The sequence below is a fragment of the Haemophilus parainfluenzae genome, assembly GCF_003252795.1.
Classification (GTDB): domain Bacteria; phylum Pseudomonadota; class Gammaproteobacteria; order Enterobacterales; family Pasteurellaceae; genus Haemophilus_D; species Haemophilus_D parainfluenzae_K.
In genome coordinates this window covers 191,126-208,591 of sequence record NZ_QEPQ01000001.1, presented here as the reverse complement: position 1 = coordinate 208,591, position 17,466 = coordinate 191,126, and the positions used below count along the sequence as shown (strand labels likewise).

Below are 17,466 nucleotides of genomic sequence, written 5' to 3'. Positions count from 1 at the left end.
ATGAAAAAACTACTATCAATATTTTTAATGGCATTCAGCCTAAACACTTTTGCACAAACTAATTTGGCGGATGTTCAACTCAAAGACTTAAACAATCAGCCAGTTACTTTAAGCCAATATAAAGGCAAACCTGTGTATGTAAAAATGTGGGCATCTTGGTGTCCAATTTGCTTGGCTGGCTTAGCTGAAATTGATGATTTAAGTGCGGAAAAAAATCGTGGATTTGAAGTCATAACCATTGTTTCGCCAGGTCATAAAGGTGAAAAATCACCTGCTGATTTTATTGAATGGTACAAAGGGCTAGAATATAAAAATATTAAAGTCTTGCTAGATGAAAATGGTGATATTATTGATCGTGTTCATGTTCGAGGTTATCCGTTTAATCTATTTTTAGATTCTGATTTAAATGTGAAGAAAACTGTGCCAGGGCATTTAGGCGCAGAGCAAATTCGAGTGTTTGCTGAAAAATAACGATGACAAGCGGCTTATTTTTAAGCCGCTTTAGGTGAAAAGTCTGTGGTTTCTGGAATTTCAATGCCTTTCTTTTTCATCTTTGGCTTCACTACTTTCGGTGTTTGAAGGTTTGTATAAGGCGATTTTATGCCATCAAGCCCTCTTTCCCGAAATGCTTTTAGCCAATAAATGACGAGAGCATGGGAAATTTGATGAAGTTTAGCCACCTCACGGATACCATAATCCTGTTCGGTGACGAGTTTGATAATTTTCAAACGAAATTGATAAGAGTAGGACATAATCTGCATCTCAAATTAGATGTCCAGGTTTTGGGGGTAGATCACTTTTACCTTCTTAAATTTAAAAATTAAAACAAATTCTTGATTTACCATTGACTTTTTGACCTATAGTCCTTACTTTACGTATTGATGTTTCATCAACTTTATTCTTTGTAAAATAAGGAGCTTTTATGCAATCTCGCATTGTTGTTAATTCACAGGAAGAATCACTACTTAGCACACATAAAGTGCTACGTAATACCTATTTCTTATTGGGATTAACGATGGCATTTTCGGCAGTTGTTGCTTATATCTCTATGAGCTTAAACTTGCCTTATCCTAACCTTATCGTGTTACTTGTGGGTTTCTACGGTTTACTTTTCGTGACAAACCGCTTAGCAAATAGTGCATGGGGAATCTTAGCTGCATTCGCGTTTACTGGGTTTATGGGTTATACCGTCGGGCCAATTTTAAACATGTATGTGGCGAGAGGAATGGAAGATTTAATTATGCTTGCATTCGCAGGTACAGCAATCGTCTTCTTTGCGTGTTCAGCTTATGTGCTCACTACGAAGAAAGATATGTCTTTCCTTTCTACCGCAATTTTCTCATTATTTATCGTGTTATTGTTAGGGATTGTGACAAGCTTCTTCTTCCAAATTCCGGCACTAGCGGTAGGGATCAGTGCATTGTTTGTGGTGTTCTCAACAATGACAATCCTTTATGAAACCAGCAATATTATTCACGGTGGTGAAACAAACTATATTCGTGCAACTGTGAATATTTATGTATCAATTTACAACTTATTCATTAGCTTATTAAGATTACTTTCTATCTTCTCAAGCGATGACTAGTCAGCATTAAATTTAAAGACGCTCCTTATTAGGGGCGTTTTTTGTTTTGAACTAATTTTCTGAAGAGAAGTCTTAGCATACAGGTTCGCTACTTGAACCTATTGATAATAAAACAGGAGTTTTTATGAAATCTTTAAAATCACTTTTAACATTAACATCACTCGCATTAGCGGTATCAGGCTCTGCATTAGCAACGAATACTTCCGTATTGCCAACAAAAGAAGATGTTGTAACCAATTCAAAATCAATGGTTGAAAGCACAAAAGCTGATATGAAAAATGCAGCAAATGATAAGCTTAAATCAATGACAGATAGTGCAAGTTCAACAAAATCAACTGCATTAGATAAAGTAAAAGAGGCTAAAGAAAAAGCGACATCTGCAAAAGATGCAATGAAAGATAAAGCAACTTCTGCAAAAGATGCGGTAAAAGAGAAAGCATCAGCGTTAAAAGAAAAAGCGACTGAGAGTAATCAACCCTCAATTAAAGATAAAGCTACTGAAAAATTAAATTCAGTCAAAGAGAGTGCAAAAGAGAAAGCGTCTGATGCAAAAACAAAAGCAGCAGACAAAGTAAAAGAAGTGAAAGAAAAAGCGGCTTCTACAAAAGATGCAGCCAAAGAGAAAGTCGCTTCTTCTGCAAAAGTGAATGTCAATAAAGCGGATGCTGAAACCTTACAAAAACTTTCTGGTATTGGTGAGAAAAAAGCACAAGCGATCATTGATTACCGTAACAAAGTGGGCAAAATCAAAAACGCTGCCGAACTTTCAAATATTGATGGTATCGGTGAAGCCACAATTGAGAAAATCACACCATTCTTAAGCTTCTAAGAAAGCATAGATAAAACAGACCGCACTTTATGTGCGGTTTTTTTATTGAAGTAGATCACAAAATTGTAACAAAGTGTGATTTGGTGGATTATTTCTTTTTGTATCCTATGTATAATGTGCGGACAACATCATGTAATACAAGGGGTAGATATGCAGCATTATAATGCCTTTGATGAATGGTTGGCTTCAACTGCTTTAGGTGGGGCGAATCAATCGTATATTGAAGAGTTATACGAAAGTTATTTAGAAGATCCATCGTCAGTCGATGAAAGCTGGCGTGCCACATTTGATGCATTGCCAAAAACAACCGCCGCAGAGCAACCACATTCACCAGTCCGTGATTATTTCCGTCGTTTAGCGCGAGAAAATACAACAGAAGCCGTGACGGTTATCGATCCAGAAGCCAGTGCCAAATTAGTCAAAGTCCTCCAATTTATCAATGCGTATCGCTTCCGCGGCCATTTAGAAGCGAAACTTGACCCAATCAATTATTATCGTTGGAAAGTCTCCACCGTACCTGAATTGGATTACCGTTATCACGGTTTTACCGAGCAGGATCTCAATGAAACCTTCAATATTAATCACTATGTCTATCATCGAGATAACATCAAATTAGGTGATTTAGCTGAAATGCTGAAAGAGACCTATTGTGGCTCAATTGGTCTTGAGTTTATGCATGTTCAGGATATGGAGCAAAAAAATTGGCTACAAAGTAAATTAGAAAGCCAATTAAATAAACCGCTCTTTACCAAAGAAGAAAAAATTAATTTATTAAGCGAATTGACCGCTGCAGATGGCTTAGAACGTTATCTTGGTGCGAAATTCCCAGGTGCAAAACGTTTCTCTTTAGAGGGAAGTGATGCCTTTATTCCATTGATGAAAGAAATTATTCGTCATGCGAGCAAACAAGGTGTAAAAGATGTGGTGTTTGGTATGGCACACCGTGGCCGTTTAAACATGTTAGTAAACGTGCTCGGTAAGAAACCCGAAGATCTTTTCGATGAGTTTGCAGGTAAACATTCAGGCGAGCGTACAGGTGACGTGAAATACCACCAAGGTTTCTCTTCTGACTTTGCGGTCGGTGATCGTCGCGTGCATTTAACCCTTGCATTCAACCCATCCCATTTAGAAATTGTTAGCCCAGTGGTTATTGGTGCGGTACGTTCTCGTCAAACGAAAAAGAACGATACAGAGCGTAATCAAGTATTAGCGGTTACCGTTCATGGGGATTCGGCGGTAGCGGGACAAGGTGTTGTACAAGAAACCTTGAATATGTCTAATGCACGTGGTTATACCGTTGGTGGAACAATCCGTATTGTGATCAATAACCAAATTGGTTTTACCACCTCTAACCCAAATGACACCCGTTCAACAGAATATTGTACAGACATTGCGAAAATGATTCAGGCACCGATTATTCATGTGAATGGTGATGATCCTGAAGCAGTGGCTTTTGCGGCGAGAATGGCGGTGGAATATCGTAATTTATTCAAACGCGATATTTTCATTGATCTCATTTCTTATCGTCGTCATGGTCATAATGAAGCAGATGAACCATTAGCCACTCAACCAATGATGTATAGCATCATTAAAAAACATCCAACGCCACGTAAAGTCTATGCAGATCGTTTAATTGCTGAAGGGGTGATTACCGAAGAAGAAGCCATTGAAATGATGAATCTCTATCGTGATGCCTTAGATAACGGTGATCGCGTAGTGAAAGAATGGCGAGAAATGGATATCGCCCAAATGGACTGGTTGCAATATCTCAACTATGACTGGACATCCCCTTACGAAAGTAAATTCCCACAAGAACGTTTCCAAACTTTAGCGGAGCGTGTCAGTGAATATCCAGAAACCTTGCGTGCTCATCCTCGTGTAGAAAAAATTTATGCTGATCGCCGTGAAATGGCAAAAGGCGAGAAATTGTTCGATTGGGGTATGGCGGAAACTATGGCATACGCAACCTTATTAGATGAAGGTGCTAATGTTCGTTTATCGGGTGAAGATGCGGGACGTGGTACGTTCTTCCATCGTCATGCGGTTGTGCATAACCAAAATGACGGGACAGGTTATGTGCCATTAACACATTTACATGCCAACCAAGGTCGTTTTGAGGTGTGGGATTCTGTATTATCCGAAGAAGCCGTATTAGCTTTTGAATATGGTTATGCGACAACAGATCCAAAAACATTAACCATTTGGGAAGCGCAATTTGGTGACTTTGCAAACGGTGCACAAATCGTGATTGACCAATTTATCAGTTCAGGCGAACAAAAATGGGGCAGAATGTGTGGCTTGGTGATGTTATTACCACATGGTTATGAAGGCCAAGGTCCAGAGCACTCATCAGCTCGTTTAGAACGTTATTTACAACTTTGTGCAGAACAGAATATGCAAGTGTGTATTCCATCTACACCAGCACAGGTTTACCACATGCTACGTCGTCAATCGATCCGTAAAATGCGTCGTCCATTAATTGGTATTTCACCAAAATCCTTATTACGTCATCCACTTGCCGTGTCAAGTTTAGATGAATTAGTAAATGGCACATTCCAAACAGTCATTGGTGAAATTGATAACATCGATCCAAAACAAGTTAAACGAGTCGTCCTATGTTCAGGTAAAGTGTATTACGATCTTTTGGAACAACGTCGTGCGAATAACCAAACCGATGTGGCGATTATTCGTATTGAGCAGCTTTACCCATATCCACATGAAGATGTGAAGAAAGCATTAGAGCCTTATGCTCATGTGACGGATTATGTATGGTGTCAAGAAGAGCCATTGAACCAAGGCGCTTGGTATTGTAGTAAGCATAATTTTGACAGCTCGCTTCCTGAGCATGTGAAGTTAAAATATGCGGGTCGTCCTGCCTCAGCTTCACCTGCGGTAGGTTACATGTCTTTACACACCAAACAGCAAAAACAATTGGTAGAAGACGCGCTGACACTGTAAAAGTGCGGTCGAAATTTCAGTAATTTTTAAAGAAAGAATAATTTAAAGGAAAATAAAATGGCAATTGAAATTCTTGTTCCAGATTTACCGGAATCCGTTGCGGATGCAACTGTTGCAACATGGCATAAAAAAGTTGGTGAGACGGTAAAACGTGACGAAGTATTAGTAGAAATTGAAACAGATAAAGTGGTACTTGAAGTACCAGCCTTAAACGATGGCGTAGTGACTGAAATTCTTCAAGAAGAAGGTGCAACCGTAGTAAGTAAACAGCTTTTAGGTAAACTTTCTACTCAACAGGCTGGCGATATTTCATCTGAAACAGTGAAAGACAATGAGCCAACACCGGCTGATCGTCAAAGAGCAGCCATTGAAAATAGTCACAATAATTCAGCTGATCAAGGTCCAGCTATTCGTCGTTTATTAGCTGAACACGATTTAGATGCAGAAAAAATTCAAGGCTCTGGTGTGGGAGGCCGTATTACCCGTGAAGATATTGCGCGTGAAGTGGCAAAACGTGATGCACAAAAAGCGAAACAAGATGTGGCGACAGAGCAGAATACCATTAGTACCGTGGCATATAGCTCTCGTTCAGAAAAACGTGTACCAATGACCCGTTTACGTAAACGTATTGCGGAACGTTTATTGGAAGCGAAAAATACCACCGCAATGCTCACCACATTCAATGAAGTGGATATGCAGCCGATTATGAAATTACGCAAAACATACGGCGAAAAATTTGAAAAACAACATGGTGTACGTTTAGGCTTTATGTCTTTCTACATTAAAGCCGTGGTTGAAGCGTTAAAACGTTATCCTGAGGTGAATGCTTCAATTGACGGTGATGACATTGTGTATCACAACTATTTTGATATTAGCATTGCCGTTTCTACGCCGCGTGGTTTGGTAACACCTGTACTACGCAACTGCGATAAACTGAGCATGGCGGATATTGAGAAACAAATCAAAGCACTAGCAGAAAAAGGCCGCGATGGTAAATTAACCGTTGAAGATTTAACAGGCGGTAACTTCACCATTACTAATGGTGGCGTATTTGGTTCTTTAATGTCCACACCAATTATCAACCCTCCGCAAAGTGCGATTTTAGGCATGCACGCCATCAAAGAACGTCCTGTTGCGGTAGATGGTCAAGTGGTGATTCGTCCGATGATGTATTTGGCCTTATCTTATGACCACCGCTTAATTGATGGTCGTGAATCAGTAGGCTTCTTAGTGGCGATTAAAGACTTATTAGAAGATCCAACTCGTTTATTATTAGAAATCTAAGCACATAGGCTTTTCTCTTTTGAGGGGAAAAGCCTTTTTTACATTGATGTGAATAAAAGGGCGGGAACAATGCCCGCCTTTCTATAGTTAAAATCCGATCTTTATTTAGCTATTTTGCGTACTAAGATTGCTAAGATAAAGGTAATGATGATAACAGGGAAAGTCAGACCTAAATCGGTTTCCCAACCTTTTGTCATAAGGAAACGATAGAGCACGAAGCCGACAAACCAAACACCGAGTCCAACACTATCAACTGATTTTTTAACATCATGCTGTTTAAGCACAAAGAAATCAGCAATAAGCACAGCGATCATTGGCGCGAATACTGAACCAATAAAGAACAAGAAATGTTCGTATTCTGTCACTGGTAAGGTTGAGGCTAATATAATGCCCACAATCACGGTAAGTACGGAGATTGGCGTGACTTTTAATTGAGGGAAAATATTGTTTAAACTCATGCCGGTGGAATAGGCGGGAAGTGCAGTGTTAATCATGGTAGAGGCGATGACAATTAATACACCAATAACACTTACACCAGCAAGAGAAAGAATTTGTGAGATTTCAGATTTACCGGTCACTAATGCTGCACCTAAGCCGAGAGCATACATCCAGCAGCTGGTCACGGTATAAGTTAGCGTTGAAAGTGCGGTCGTTTTAAATGGTGTTTCGCTGTTCTTCGTGTGGTCAGATACTACAGGTAACCAAGAAAGTGGCATGACGGCAGCAATTTCTACAGCAGTACCAAATTTAATATTTTGTGCAACGTCCATGGCAATAAATGGTTTATTAGCTACTTGAATACTTAGCCACAGCATCAGTAAAAACATGGTGACAAGTGAGAGGCTTTTGAAGATACCTAATTTAGTGAAGCCGAGTAGTAGCCAAAGTATGATGAGTATGCCTAAGCCAAGTGTAAGGAATGGGAAGAGTGAAGGATCAGGTGTTTGATTTAAGATGGAAATAACGTCAGCGCCCATATAAATCATGACTGCAGTCCATCCCATTAATTGCATGGCATTAAGTAAAGAGAAAAGCGCAGAGCCTTTTTCACCAAATGAAATTTGTACCGTTTGCATAGCACTTTTTTGGGTTTTCGCGCCGATGTAACCTGCACAGAAAAACATCGAGCCGCCAATAAAGTGCCCAACGATGATGGCGATTAAACCTTGTTTCCATCCTAGTGGTGCAAACCAAGTACCCGTGAGAATTTCTGCCATTGAAATAGCAGCGGTAAACCAAATGAGTGCAATCGCAAGATTGCTTGATTTTTTCGTTTGCATGTTGTTATCCTTAACATGAGTTGTGGTTATTCTGTCCCAGTATATAACTCAATATAGAAAGGGCAAGCCCAGAATTTAAAATAAAACAAAGTGCGGTCAAATTTTTGTTTGTTTCGCTAAACAACATCAAAAATAGGAAGGAAATATGAATTTACATGAGTACCAAGCTAAGCAGCTTTTTAAGCAATATGCTCTGCCTGTGAGTGAAGGTGTCGTGTGCCAAACGGCAGATGAAGCTGAAATGGCACTCTTTCAGCTGAATGGTGATGTTTGGATAGCGAAATGTCAAGTTCACGCAGGTGGACGTGGAAAGGCTGGTGGTGTGAAGCTCGTGCATAATGCAGAAGAGGCGCGTGCTTTTGCAGATAAATGGCTTGGCCAGCATTTAGTCACCTTCCAAACTGATAAAAAAGGCCAACCCGTTAATAGCATTTATATTGAAGAAACCTGCCAGATTGAGAAAGAACTCTACTTAGGTGCAGTGATTGATCGCGCTTCGCAGAAAGTGGTTTTTATGGCTTCTTCAGCAGGGGGGATGAGCATTGAGGATGTGGCAAGAGAGACGCCTGAATTAATTCATAAAGTGACAATTGATCCTCTCGTGGGTGGAATGCCATATCAAGGCCGTGAATTAGCCTTTAAACTTGGTTTAAGCGGCGAACAAAATAAACAATTTGCCGAGATTTTTGTAAAACTCGCTCAGCTTTTTATCGAAAAAGATTTTTCTCTAGTTGAAGTCAATCCGCTCGTGGTGACAAAAGAAGGCAATTTAATTTGCGTAGATGCGAAAGTGGGCATTGATGATAACTCACTTTATCGACATCCTGATTTATTAGCTTTACGCGATTTAAGTCAAAGTGATGCACGTGAAGCCGAAGCAGAAAAATATCAGCTTAACTATGTCGCCTTGGAAGGGGATATCGGCTGTATGGTCAATGGCGCCGGGCTTGCTATGGGAACCATGGATATCGTGAAATTATATGGTGGCAACCCTGCAAACTTCCTTGATGTTGGCGGCGGTGCAACGAAAGAGCGTGTTGCTGAAGCCTTCAAAATTATTCTCACAGATAAAAATGTGAAATCTGTTTTAGTGAATATTTTTGGTGGAATCGTACGCTGTGATCTTATTGCTGAAGGTGTTGTGGCGGCGATTCAAGAAGTCGGTGTGAAAGTGCCTGTTGTGGTTCGATTAGAAGGAACCAATGCTCCACAAGGCAGAGCAATTTTAGCCGAAAGTGGTGTGAATTTAATTGCTGCACATAGTTTACAAGAAGCAGCACAAGCGGCAGTGAAAGCGGCAAAAGGAGAATAATCATGGCGATTTTAATTAATAAAGAGACAAAAGTAATTTGCCAAGGTTTCACTGGTGCGCAAGGGACATTTCACAGTGAACAGGCATTGGCTTATGGCACCAAGTTAGTGGGGGGCGTTTCACCAAATAAAGGCGGAACAACGCATTTAGGTTTGCCGGTATTTAATACAGTGCGTGAAGCAGTGCAAGCTACAGAGGCTACGGCAACCATGATTTATGTGCCCGCACCATTTTGTAAAGATGCTATTTTAGAAGCCATTGATGCAGGTATTCAGTTGGTAGTCTGTATTACAGAAGGCATTCCAACATTGGACATGTTGTTGGTAAAACAAAAATTAAATGAAACGGGTGTTGTGATGATCGGCCCAAATTGTCCAGGTGTGATTACACCGGATGAATGTAAGATTGGTATTATGCCGGGCAATATCCATAAAAAAGGCAGAGTAGGCATTGTTTCTCGTTCAGGCACCTTGACTTATGAAGCGGTAAAACAAACGACAGATGAAGGTTTCGGTCAATCCACTTGTGTCGGGATCGGTGGCGATCCTATTCCAGGATCTAACTTCATTGATATTCTTAAACGGTTCCAAGAAGATCCTGAAACTGAAGCTATCGTGATGATTGGTGAAATCGGTGGCTCTGCAGAAGAGGAAGCAGCTGCGTTTATTAAGGCTCATGTGACAAAACCAGTGGTGGCTTATATCGCAGGTGTAACAGCACCAAAAGGCAAGCGTATGGGACACGCGGGAGCGATTATCAGCGGTGGAAAAGGAACAGCGGCAGATAAAATTGCCGCACTTGATACTGCGGGTGTGAAGACAGTGAGAAGTCTCGCTGAAATCGGTTCAGCTCTCCGTGAATTGTTGAAATAAAAACTAAAAAAATAGACCGCACTTTGGATGAGTTTTCAAAGTGCGGTCGTTTTTTATAACAAATTCTTATAACCTGCCTCTAAATCGGTGTATAATCTCATCAGTTTTTTAAGGACAAAATTATGAGCCAATTTTTCTATATCCACCCTGAAAATCCGCAAGCGCGTTTGATTAATCAAGCGGTAGAAATTTTGCGTCAAGGTGGCGTCATTGTGTATCCGACAGATTCGGGCTATGCCTTGGGTTGTATGATAGGCGATAAACATGCGATGGATCGTATTGTGGCAATTCGTAAATTGCCAGAAGGGCATAATTTTACGTTGGTATGTAGCGATTTATCCGAGCTTTCAACCTATGCAACGGTCAGTAATGTGGCTTATCGCTTAATTAAAAACAATACACCGGGGCGTTATACCTTTATTTTGACGGCAACGAAAGAGCTTCCTCGTCGATTAATGACGTCAAAACGCAAAACGATTGGCTTGCGTGTACCAGATAATCAAATAGCCTTAGATTTATTGAAGGCATTAGGTGAACCGATTTTATCTTGCTCACTGATGTTGCCTGATAATGAACATATGACTTATTCCGATCCCGAAGAAATTCGTGAATGTTTAGAACGCCAAGTGGATTTAATTATTCATGGTGGTTATTTAGGTCAAGAGCCAACAACGGTGGTAGATTTAACGGAAGAATCGCCAGTCATTTTACGTGAAGGAAGTGGTAGTACCGATCCTTTCATTTAACTTATTTTAGACGCTTGGGAAAGCGACAAAGGAAAACAGATGAAACCTATTCAAAAACCAGTCAGACAAGAACGTGAAAAACAAGCGGGAAAACAACCGCACTTTGAGCGTAAAGATCGTAAAAGTGCGCTCAATTCTGACATCAAATCAACTCCTAAGGCTAAGGTGGCTAAGCCATCTCGTCAATCTACTGTAGAAGGTGAAAAATTACAGAAAGTGCTTGCGCGAGCAGGACAAGGTTCTCGTCGCGAAATTGAAGCGATGATCGCTGAAAACCGTGTGAGTGTCGATGGCAAAATGGCGACCCTTGGCGATCGTATCGATGTACATTCCGGTGTAAAAGTGCGTATTGATGGTCGTATCATTAATCTTCAACAAGCACAAAAAGAAGTATGCCGTGTATTAATGTATTACAAACCAGAAGGTGAACTTTGTACGCGTAGTGATCCCGAAGGTCGTCCAACTGTATTCGATCGTTTACCACGCTTAAATGGCGCAAGATGGATTGCTGTCGGTCGTTTGGATATTAATACTTCAGGCTTATTGCTTTTCACAACAGATGGCGAATTAGCTAACCGTTTAATGCACCCAAGCCGTGAAGTTGAACGTGAGTATTCTGTGCGTGTATTTGGTCAAGTGGACGATGCCATGTTAGCGCGTTTACGTAAAGGTGTGCAGTTGGAAGATGGCCCAGCCAATTTCAAAGAAATCAAATTTGCAGGTGGTGTAGGGATTAACCAATGGTACGATGTGACTTTAATGGAAGGTCGTAACCGTGAAGTGCGCCGTCTGTGGGAATCACAAGGCATTCAAGTGAGCCGCTTAATTCGTATTCGTTATGGCAACATTAAGCTGATGAAAGGCTTACCGCGTGGTGGTTGGGAAGAAATGGATCTGGAAAACGTTAACTATTTACGTGAATTAGTGGGCTTGCCACCTGAAACCGAAACTAAATTGGATGTGACGAAACCTCGTCGTCGACCAAAATCAGGTCAAATTCGTAAAGCAGTAAAACGTTATACTGAGTTAAGTAAACGCTATAAAAAATAGGTGGTATTCGCGATGAAAATGCAGCAACTCCGCTACATTGTTGAGATTGTAAACCAAAATTTAAATGTGACTGAAGCCGCAAATGCGCTTTATACCTCTCAACCTGGTATCAGTAAACAGGTTCGCTTGTTAGAAGATGAATTAGGTTTAGAGATTTTTGAACGTAATGGTAAACACATTAAATCCATTACGCCTGCGGGTAAAAAGATCGTCGCTATTGCTCGTGAGCTTTTAGTGAAAGCCCAAAGCATTAAATCAGTGGCCAATGAATATACTTGCCCGAATCATGGCGTGTTACGCATTGCGACAACCAATACGCAAGCGCGTTATATGTTGCCGGCTGTGGTGGAGCGTTTCTCTAAACAATATCCGGATGTGAGTTTGCATATTCATCAAGGTTCACCGACGCAAATCCATGATGCATTGATTTCAGGTGAAGTAGATTTAGCGATCACAACAGAAGCACCGTATCTTTTTGATGATTTGATTCAACTGCCTTGTTATTTGTGGAATCGTTCGGTGATAGTTAAACCTGACCATCCTTTAGCAAAAGTAAAAAATCTTACAGTTGAGGAGTTAGGCAAATATCCGTTAGTCACTTATACCTTTGGTTTTACCGGTGTGTCTGATTTGGATTATGCATTTAACCGTGCGGGGATTCTGCCTAATATTGTGTTTACCGCAACGGATGCTGATGTGATTAAAACTTATGTGCGTTTGGGATTAGGTGTAGGTATCATGGCATCTATGGCACATACACCAGCAGATAAGGATTTAGTGGCGCTTGATGCAGGGCATTTGTTCCGTGCGAGTATGACGCAAATTGCGTTTAAACACAGCACTTTCTTACGCAACTATATGTATGATTTTATCGAATTTTTCTCACCACACTTAACGCGTCCAATGGTTGAAAAAGCGGAGAAATTGCGTGATAACAGCGCGGTGAAGAAATTGTTTGATAATGTTGAATTAGAAGTGAAATAAGAATAAAAAAATATAAAAGCGCGGTCAGAATTTAATGTGAATTCTGACCGTTTCTTTTTTACAATAAAAACAAATGTGGCACTAAGTTCATGACGATAACTGTTGCGATAGAAAGCAATAATCGTGATGAGCCAAAGATAAAACCTCGGTTTGTACCATTATCAAATTTTACTAATAAATTTGCCATCGCGGTTAAAGTATAGACTTCAATCACCGTGAAAATGACCAAGTAAATATAAGCAGAAACCAAAGAAATATATTTCAATGTAATAAACCAAGGCAGGATAATACCAATAGCCAAGATTGGTGCTACCCATAGGGTTTGTTTAATTGTTAAATTAATTTTTCGAGAAAAATAACTTTGTAGCGATACAGTCAACAACCCATTTACAAAAAGTGCAATGGGAGAGTGTTCTGGCATGCCTAATTTGTTATCAAACAGGAAAGGGAAGATCACAAAGAATGAGGTTGCAATGGAAAGGGGAATAAATAACATCAAATGCACCAATAAAAATTCTTTAGTGATGATTTCTTTAATTTGGGCAAAGCGAAATTTCACTAAGGTTTGCAAGGTTTGGATTTGATAAAACGGTTTAACCATTAGGGCAAAGAGAATCGCTTCCATCGCAAAGCAGACCCAAATCAACCATTCAATGTGATTGTATTTGATAAATGGAATCACCAATAAAGGCGCAAACATAGACGATATGGAAGTGACTTTCAAATATTTTCCCTGTAATCGGGTTTTATCTTTGTATTCTTCGCCTGCAAGTACCAATAGGCAGGCTTTCGCATTGGTACCAAACAAACAACTGCCTAAGCCAAAACAGGTGGTGGCAATTAAAAGTAGAATGTAATTGTCTGCAGAGAGAAAGAAAATATAGGCAATCACATCTAAAAAGCACCCGAGCAACATCATTTTAGCCAGTCCAAAGCGATCGCCCCAGATACCGGCTAAAATAGCTAATGCTTGGTTGCAGAAGAAAAGCAACGAGAGTGAAAAGGCAATTTCACTGTTACTTAAGCCTTTTCCTTGTAAATAGATGAAAAATACCGTTTGCATGGAAAAGAATGCAAGGGTAGAAAAGAAACGACGAGTCAGTAAAAGTTTTTGTAAATTCATTGTTTTATTTAAAAAAAAAGCACGCGTTAAGAACGCGCGCCAGTAATTTGTTAAGTGCGGTCAAAATTTACGACGATTTTTAACTGCACTTTTAGTTTAAAAAGAATCGTGGTATTTCACTAAATCTTCGCGGCTAATGGCAAATACACCTAGACCGCCATTTTTTAGTTCAACCCATTCAAATGGCACATCTGGATATTGTTCAATGAGACTTACCATGCTGTTGCCCACTTCGCAAACGAGTATGCCATTTGGTGTTAAATAATCCGACGCTTGTTTTAAAATTTGTTTTGTAATTTCTAAACCATCAACACCCGAACCTAAGGCTAATTCAGGCTCATAATGGAATTCTTCCGGCATATCTGCCAAATCTTCTTCATCCACATAAGGTGGGTTGGTCACGATTAAATCATATTGTTGGCCGAAGAGATTTTGGAATAAATCTGATTGAATCGGGAAAACACGGTGTTCTAATTGGTGGCGAGCAATATTGATTTCCGCCACATTTAATGCATCCACAGAAAGATCGACTGCATCCACTTCAGCCTCAGGAAAGGCTTCAGCAATAGCAATCGCGATACAACCACTGCCGGTACAAAGATCTAAAATACGTTTTGGTTCTGATTTTAAAAGCGGAGCAAATTTATCTTGGATTAATGCACTGATTGGTGAGCGAGGAATAATTGTGCGCTCATCCACATAGAATTCTAATCCACAGAACCATGCACTATTCGTTAAATAAGCGACAGGTACACGTTGTTCAATTCGGCTTAAGACTAACTGTACTAAGGTTTCTTTTTCTGAAGGAGTGAGTTTGCTGCTGAATAAATCTTGCGGTAAATCGAGCGGTAATTGAAGTCCAGCTAGAACTAATTGAAGACTTTCATCCCACGCATTGTCATGGCCTTGCCCGTAGTAAATATCAGAACGATTGAATGTGCTGTATGTCCAGCGTAAAAAATCTTGAATGGTCGTTAATTCACTTGCCACATTATCTTCTAAAATTGTCGCAACAAGTTCTTGATTGTGTAAGGTTTCCATTTTGTGCCTCAATAAAAAATTTGGCTAGTTATACCATAGAATAGATGTGCTATCATTAAGCAAAATAACAAATTGAGAAAAATAATGACAGAACCAGATGATTTTGATCTTTTTCGGGCGGAAACAAAAGGGATCAAGCCCATCAAGCAAGATACCTTTGTGGCACCTCGTCAAAAGAGCGGTCAAAAAAAATCCCATTTACGTGATATTCGAGAAAAAGAAGATACGCTTTTCTATTTTTCCGATGAATATGAACCCTTGCTAAATGAACATGATGGTGTCATCAAATATTTACGCGAAGGGGAAGATAGCCATTTATTAAAACAACTTCGTCGTGGCGATTTTTCACCTGAATTATTTCTGGATTTACATGGCTTAACCCGTGAACAAGCCAAAATGGAATTAGCAGCACTGTTGTTAGCTTGTGAAAACGAACATGTTTATTGTGCAAGTATTATGACTGGCTACGGTACGTTTACGTTGAAAAAACAAATTCCACGTTGGTTAGTTCAGCACCCTAAAGTACGTGCGTTACACCAAGCACCCAAAGAATGGGGCGGAGAAGCAGCAATACTCATTTTAGTGGATGTATAAATAAAAAAGCGCGGTCGAAATTGACCGCGTTTTTTTTACATTTTTTCGATTGTCTTAATGCCTAATAACGCTAAACCTTGTTTTAAGGTTTTCTCTGTGAGAGAAGCGAGTTTTAAACGGCTTAATTTTACGTTTTCATCTTCTGCATTTAAGATTGGGCAGTGTTCATAGAATGAAGAGAACACACCAGCCAATTCATATAAATAAGCACAGAGTACATGCGGTGTCCCTTCTTTGCCCACCGTTTGAACGGCTTCTTCAAATTGAAGCAATTTGATCGCTAATGCACGTTCTTTTTCATCAGAAAGCTGAATCTTAGCTTCAGCAAGTACGGTTGGATTCAGATCTGCTTTATTGAAGATTGAACGAATACGCGTGTAAGCATATTGCATATAAGGCGCGGTATTACCTTCAAAGCTAAGCATATTGTCCCAATCGAATACATAGTCAGTGGTACGGTTTTTAGAAAGATCCGCATATTTCACCGAGCCAATACCCACCGCTTCAATAACCGCAGTTTTTTCTTCATCAGATAAGTTGGTATTTTTCTCGTTGATTAATACAGTGGCACGTTCAATCGCTTCATCTAATAAATCTGCTAATTTTACGGTGCCACCTGTACGAGTTTTGAATGGTTTACCATCTTTACCCAACATCATACCGAAGTTTTTATGTTCAAGTGAGAAGCTGTCTGGTACATAACTGGCTTTACGCGTAATTAACCACGCTTGTTGCATGTGTTGGCTTTGGCGTGTATCAGAGAACACTAATGCACGATCTGCTTTTAAGGTTTCATAACGATATTTAGCCGCCGCGATATCGGTAGTGGTATAAAGGAAACCGCCATCTTTCTTCTGAACGATTACCCCCATCGGTTCGCCATCTTTATTCTTGAATTCATCAAGATAAACGACTAACGCCCCTTCATCTTCAACGGCTAAACCTTGTTTTTTCAGATCTTCAACGATAGCAGGTAACATTGGGTTATAAAGACTTTCACCCATCACATCTTTTTCGGTCAATGTGACATTCAAACGATCGTAGTTACGTTGGTTTTGTTGCATGGTGATATCGACTAATTTTTTCCACATTGTGCGGCAATATTCATCTCCACCTTGCAATTTCACTACATAGTTACGCGCTTTTTCAGCGAACGCTTCATCTTCATCATAATGTTTTTTCGCTTCGCGATAGAATGCTTCAAGATCTTGAAGTTCCATTTCGCTCGCGTGTTCATTTTCCATTTTTTCAAGATAAGCAATGAGCATACCAAATTGTGTACCCCAGTCACCTACGTGGTTTGCACGAATAACGTTGTGACCTAAAAATTCAAGGGTGCGAACAACAGCATCACCGATAATGGTAGAACGTAAGTGACCTACGTGCATTTCTTTCGCAACGTTTGGTGAAGAATAATCAATCACGATAGTTTGTTTTTCATTTGCGCTGACACCAAGATTTTGATCTTTTAATGCGGCAGAAACGTTATTAGCTAACCAAATTGGATTTAAGAAAATATTAATAAAACCTGGACCAGCAATTTCAGTTTTTTCTGCGACATCAGAAAGATCAGCATGATCTAATACTTTTTGTGCAAATTCACGTGGATTTAAACCTAGTTTTTTAGCAGCAGCCATGATGCCGTTTGCTTGGTAGTCGCCAAATTGTGGTTTACCAGATTGGCGAATAAGCGCATCACATTGTTCATCTGCGCCAGCAGCAATCATCGCTTGTTTAATTTTATCGGATAAAATAGATTGAATATTCACGGTTTTTCCTAATCTTGAAATTGAATAATGAAAATAATC

Annotated in this window: 15 protein-coding genes and 1 pseudogene; 11 read left to right on the top strand and 5 right to left on the bottom strand. The window is 39.9% G+C overall.

Annotation, left to right across the window (positions count from 1 at the left end; all coding sequences use genetic code 11):
* Window positions 1–471: a redoxin family protein gene (locus tag DPV81_RS00980; protein WP_054419358.1), complete on the top strand. Its 471-nt coding sequence runs from the start codon at window positions 1–3 to the stop codon at window positions 469–471.
* 26 nt (window positions 472–497) lie between these two features.
* Here DPV81_RS00980 and DPV81_RS00975 read toward each other — a convergent pair.
* Window positions 498–752 (bottom strand): annotated as a pseudogene (locus DPV81_RS00975) (transposase); the annotation flags it as partial.
* Window positions 753–922: 170 nt separating this feature from the next.
* On the opposite strand from DPV81_RS00975, the gene DPV81_RS00970 reads away from it, so the two are divergent.
* The 4 genes from DPV81_RS00970 (at window position 923) to odhB (ending at window position 6,656) form a co-directional block, all read left to right on the top strand.
* On the top strand, window positions 923–1,585 hold the full coding sequence (locus tag DPV81_RS00970; RefSeq protein WP_111386234.1) for a Bax inhibitor-1/YccA family protein: 663 nt from the start codon (window positions 923–925) through the stop codon (window positions 1,583–1,585).
* Window positions 1,586–1,709: 124 nt separating this feature from the next.
* Entirely contained in the window at window positions 1,710–2,414 is a 705-nt protein-coding gene (locus DPV81_RS00965) for a ComEA family DNA-binding protein (RefSeq protein WP_111386232.1), read from the top strand.
* A 150-nt stretch (window positions 2,415–2,564) separates the two neighbouring features.
* Window positions 2,565–5,372: a 2-oxoglutarate dehydrogenase E1 component gene (sucA, locus tag DPV81_RS00960; protein ID WP_111386230.1), complete on the top strand. Its 2,808-nt coding sequence runs from the start codon at window positions 2,565–2,567 to the stop codon at window positions 5,370–5,372.
* A 57-nt stretch (window positions 5,373–5,429) separates the two neighbouring features.
* Entirely contained in the window at window positions 5,430–6,656 is a 1,227-nt protein-coding gene (odhB, locus tag DPV81_RS00955; protein ID WP_111386228.1) for a 2-oxoglutarate dehydrogenase complex dihydrolipoyllysine-residue succinyltransferase, read from the top strand.
* 101 nt (window positions 6,657–6,757) lie between these two features.
* On the opposite strand, the gene cytX is transcribed toward odhB, so the two are convergent.
* Window positions 6,758–7,936 carry a putative hydroxymethylpyrimidine transporter CytX gene (cytX, locus tag DPV81_RS00950; protein WP_111386226.1) on the bottom strand — a complete coding sequence of 393 codons (1,179 nt, stop codon included), beginning with the start codon at window positions 7,934–7,936 and terminating at the stop codon, window positions 6,758–6,760.
* 145 nt (window positions 7,937–8,081) lie between these two features.
* Between cytX and sucC the strand changes: the two genes are divergently transcribed.
* From sucC to cysB, 5 genes are all read left to right on the top strand, one after another.
* Window positions 8,082–9,248 carry an ADP-forming succinate--CoA ligase subunit beta gene (gene sucC, locus DPV81_RS00945; protein ID WP_111386224.1) on the top strand — a complete coding sequence of 389 codons (1,167 nt, stop codon included), beginning with the start codon at window positions 8,082–8,084 and terminating at the stop codon, window positions 9,246–9,248.
* A 2-nt stretch (window positions 9,249–9,250) separates the two neighbouring features.
* Window positions 9,251–10,120: a succinate--CoA ligase subunit alpha gene (gene sucD, locus DPV81_RS00940; RefSeq protein WP_111386222.1), complete on the top strand. Its 870-nt coding sequence runs from the start codon at window positions 9,251–9,253 to the stop codon at window positions 10,118–10,120.
* Window positions 10,121–10,242: 122 nt separating this feature from the next.
* Window positions 10,243–10,866 (top strand): L-threonylcarbamoyladenylate synthase, encoded by a 624-nt coding sequence (locus DPV81_RS00935; protein ID WP_005695962.1) that lies wholly within the window; start codon window positions 10,243–10,245, stop codon window positions 10,864–10,866.
* A gap of 39 nt (window positions 10,867–10,905) precedes the next feature.
* The gene (gene rluB / locus DPV81_RS00930) at window positions 10,906–11,916 is read left to right on the top strand and encodes a 23S rRNA pseudouridine(2605) synthase RluB (RefSeq protein ID WP_111386220.1); all 1,011 of its coding nucleotides are present in this window, start codon (window positions 10,906–10,908) and stop codon (window positions 11,914–11,916) included.
* A gap of 12 nt (window positions 11,917–11,928) precedes the next feature.
* On the top strand, window positions 11,929–12,900 hold the full coding sequence (gene cysB, locus DPV81_RS00925) for an HTH-type transcriptional regulator CysB (protein WP_111386218.1): 972 nt from the start codon (window positions 11,929–11,931) through the stop codon (window positions 12,898–12,900).
* A 58-nt stretch (window positions 12,901–12,958) separates the two neighbouring features.
* Here cysB and DPV81_RS00920 read toward each other — a convergent pair whose 3' ends face one another.
* Together DPV81_RS00920 and prmB are read right to left on the bottom strand one after the other, a co-directional pair.
* Window positions 12,959–14,023, bottom strand: a complete 1,065-nt coding sequence (locus DPV81_RS00920; protein ID WP_111386216.1) for an MFS transporter — start codon at window positions 14,021–14,023, stop codon at window positions 12,959–12,961.
* 96 nt (window positions 14,024–14,119) lie between these two features.
* Window positions 14,120–15,064: a 50S ribosomal protein L3 N(5)-glutamine methyltransferase gene (gene prmB, locus DPV81_RS00915; protein ID WP_111386214.1), complete on the bottom strand. Its 945-nt coding sequence runs from the start codon at window positions 15,062–15,064 to the stop codon at window positions 14,120–14,122.
* Window positions 15,065–15,148: 84 nt separating this feature from the next.
* On the opposite strand from prmB, the gene smrB reads away from it, so the two are divergent.
* Window positions 15,149–15,658 (top strand): endonuclease SmrB, encoded by a 510-nt coding sequence (gene smrB / locus DPV81_RS00910; protein ID WP_111386212.1) that lies wholly within the window; start codon window positions 15,149–15,151, stop codon window positions 15,656–15,658.
* A gap of 35 nt (window positions 15,659–15,693) precedes the next feature.
* Here smrB and argS read toward each other — a convergent pair whose 3' ends face one another.
* Window positions 15,694–17,427, bottom strand: a complete 1,734-nt coding sequence (gene argS / locus DPV81_RS00905; RefSeq protein WP_111386211.1) for an arginine--tRNA ligase — start codon at window positions 17,425–17,427, stop codon at window positions 15,694–15,696.
* Window positions 17,428–17,466: the final 39 nt, after the last annotated feature.

Bases quoted from the DNA above. Each gene is read 5' to 3' on its own strand.
- DPV81_RS00980 (WP_054419358.1), top strand. From the start codon at position 1: ATGAAAAAACTACTATCAATATTTTTAATGGCATTCAGCCTAAACACT.
- DPV81_RS00970 (WP_111386234.1), top strand. From the start codon at position 923: ATGCAATCTCGCATTGTTGTTAATTCACAGGAAGAATCACTACTTAGC.
- DPV81_RS00965 (WP_111386232.1), top strand. From the start codon at position 1,710: ATGAAATCTTTAAAATCACTTTTAACATTAACATCACTCGCATTAGCG.
- sucA (WP_111386230.1), top strand. From the start codon at position 2,565: ATGCAGCATTATAATGCCTTTGATGAATGGTTGGCTTCAACTGCTTTA.
- odhB (WP_111386228.1), top strand. From the start codon at position 5,430: ATGGCAATTGAAATTCTTGTTCCAGATTTACCGGAATCCGTTGCGGAT.
- cytX (WP_111386226.1), bottom strand. From the start codon at position 7,936: ATGCAAACGAAAAAATCAAGCAATCTTGCGATTGCACTCATTTGGTTT.
- sucC (WP_111386224.1), top strand. From the start codon at position 8,082: ATGAATTTACATGAGTACCAAGCTAAGCAGCTTTTTAAGCAATATGCT.
- sucD (WP_111386222.1), top strand. From the start codon at position 9,251: ATGGCGATTTTAATTAATAAAGAGACAAAAGTAATTTGCCAAGGTTTC.
- DPV81_RS00935 (WP_005695962.1), top strand. From the start codon at position 10,243: ATGAGCCAATTTTTCTATATCCACCCTGAAAATCCGCAAGCGCGTTTG.
- rluB (WP_111386220.1), top strand. From the start codon at position 10,906: ATGAAACCTATTCAAAAACCAGTCAGACAAGAACGTGAAAAACAAGCG.
- cysB (WP_111386218.1), top strand. From the start codon at position 11,929: ATGAAAATGCAGCAACTCCGCTACATTGTTGAGATTGTAAACCAAAAT.
- DPV81_RS00920 (WP_111386216.1), bottom strand. From the start codon at position 14,023: ATGAATTTACAAAAACTTTTACTGACTCGTCGTTTCTTTTCTACCCTT.
- prmB (WP_111386214.1), bottom strand. From the start codon at position 15,064: ATGGAAACCTTACACAATCAAGAACTTGTTGCGACAATTTTAGAAGAT.
- smrB (WP_111386212.1), top strand. From the start codon at position 15,149: ATGACAGAACCAGATGATTTTGATCTTTTTCGGGCGGAAACAAAAGGG.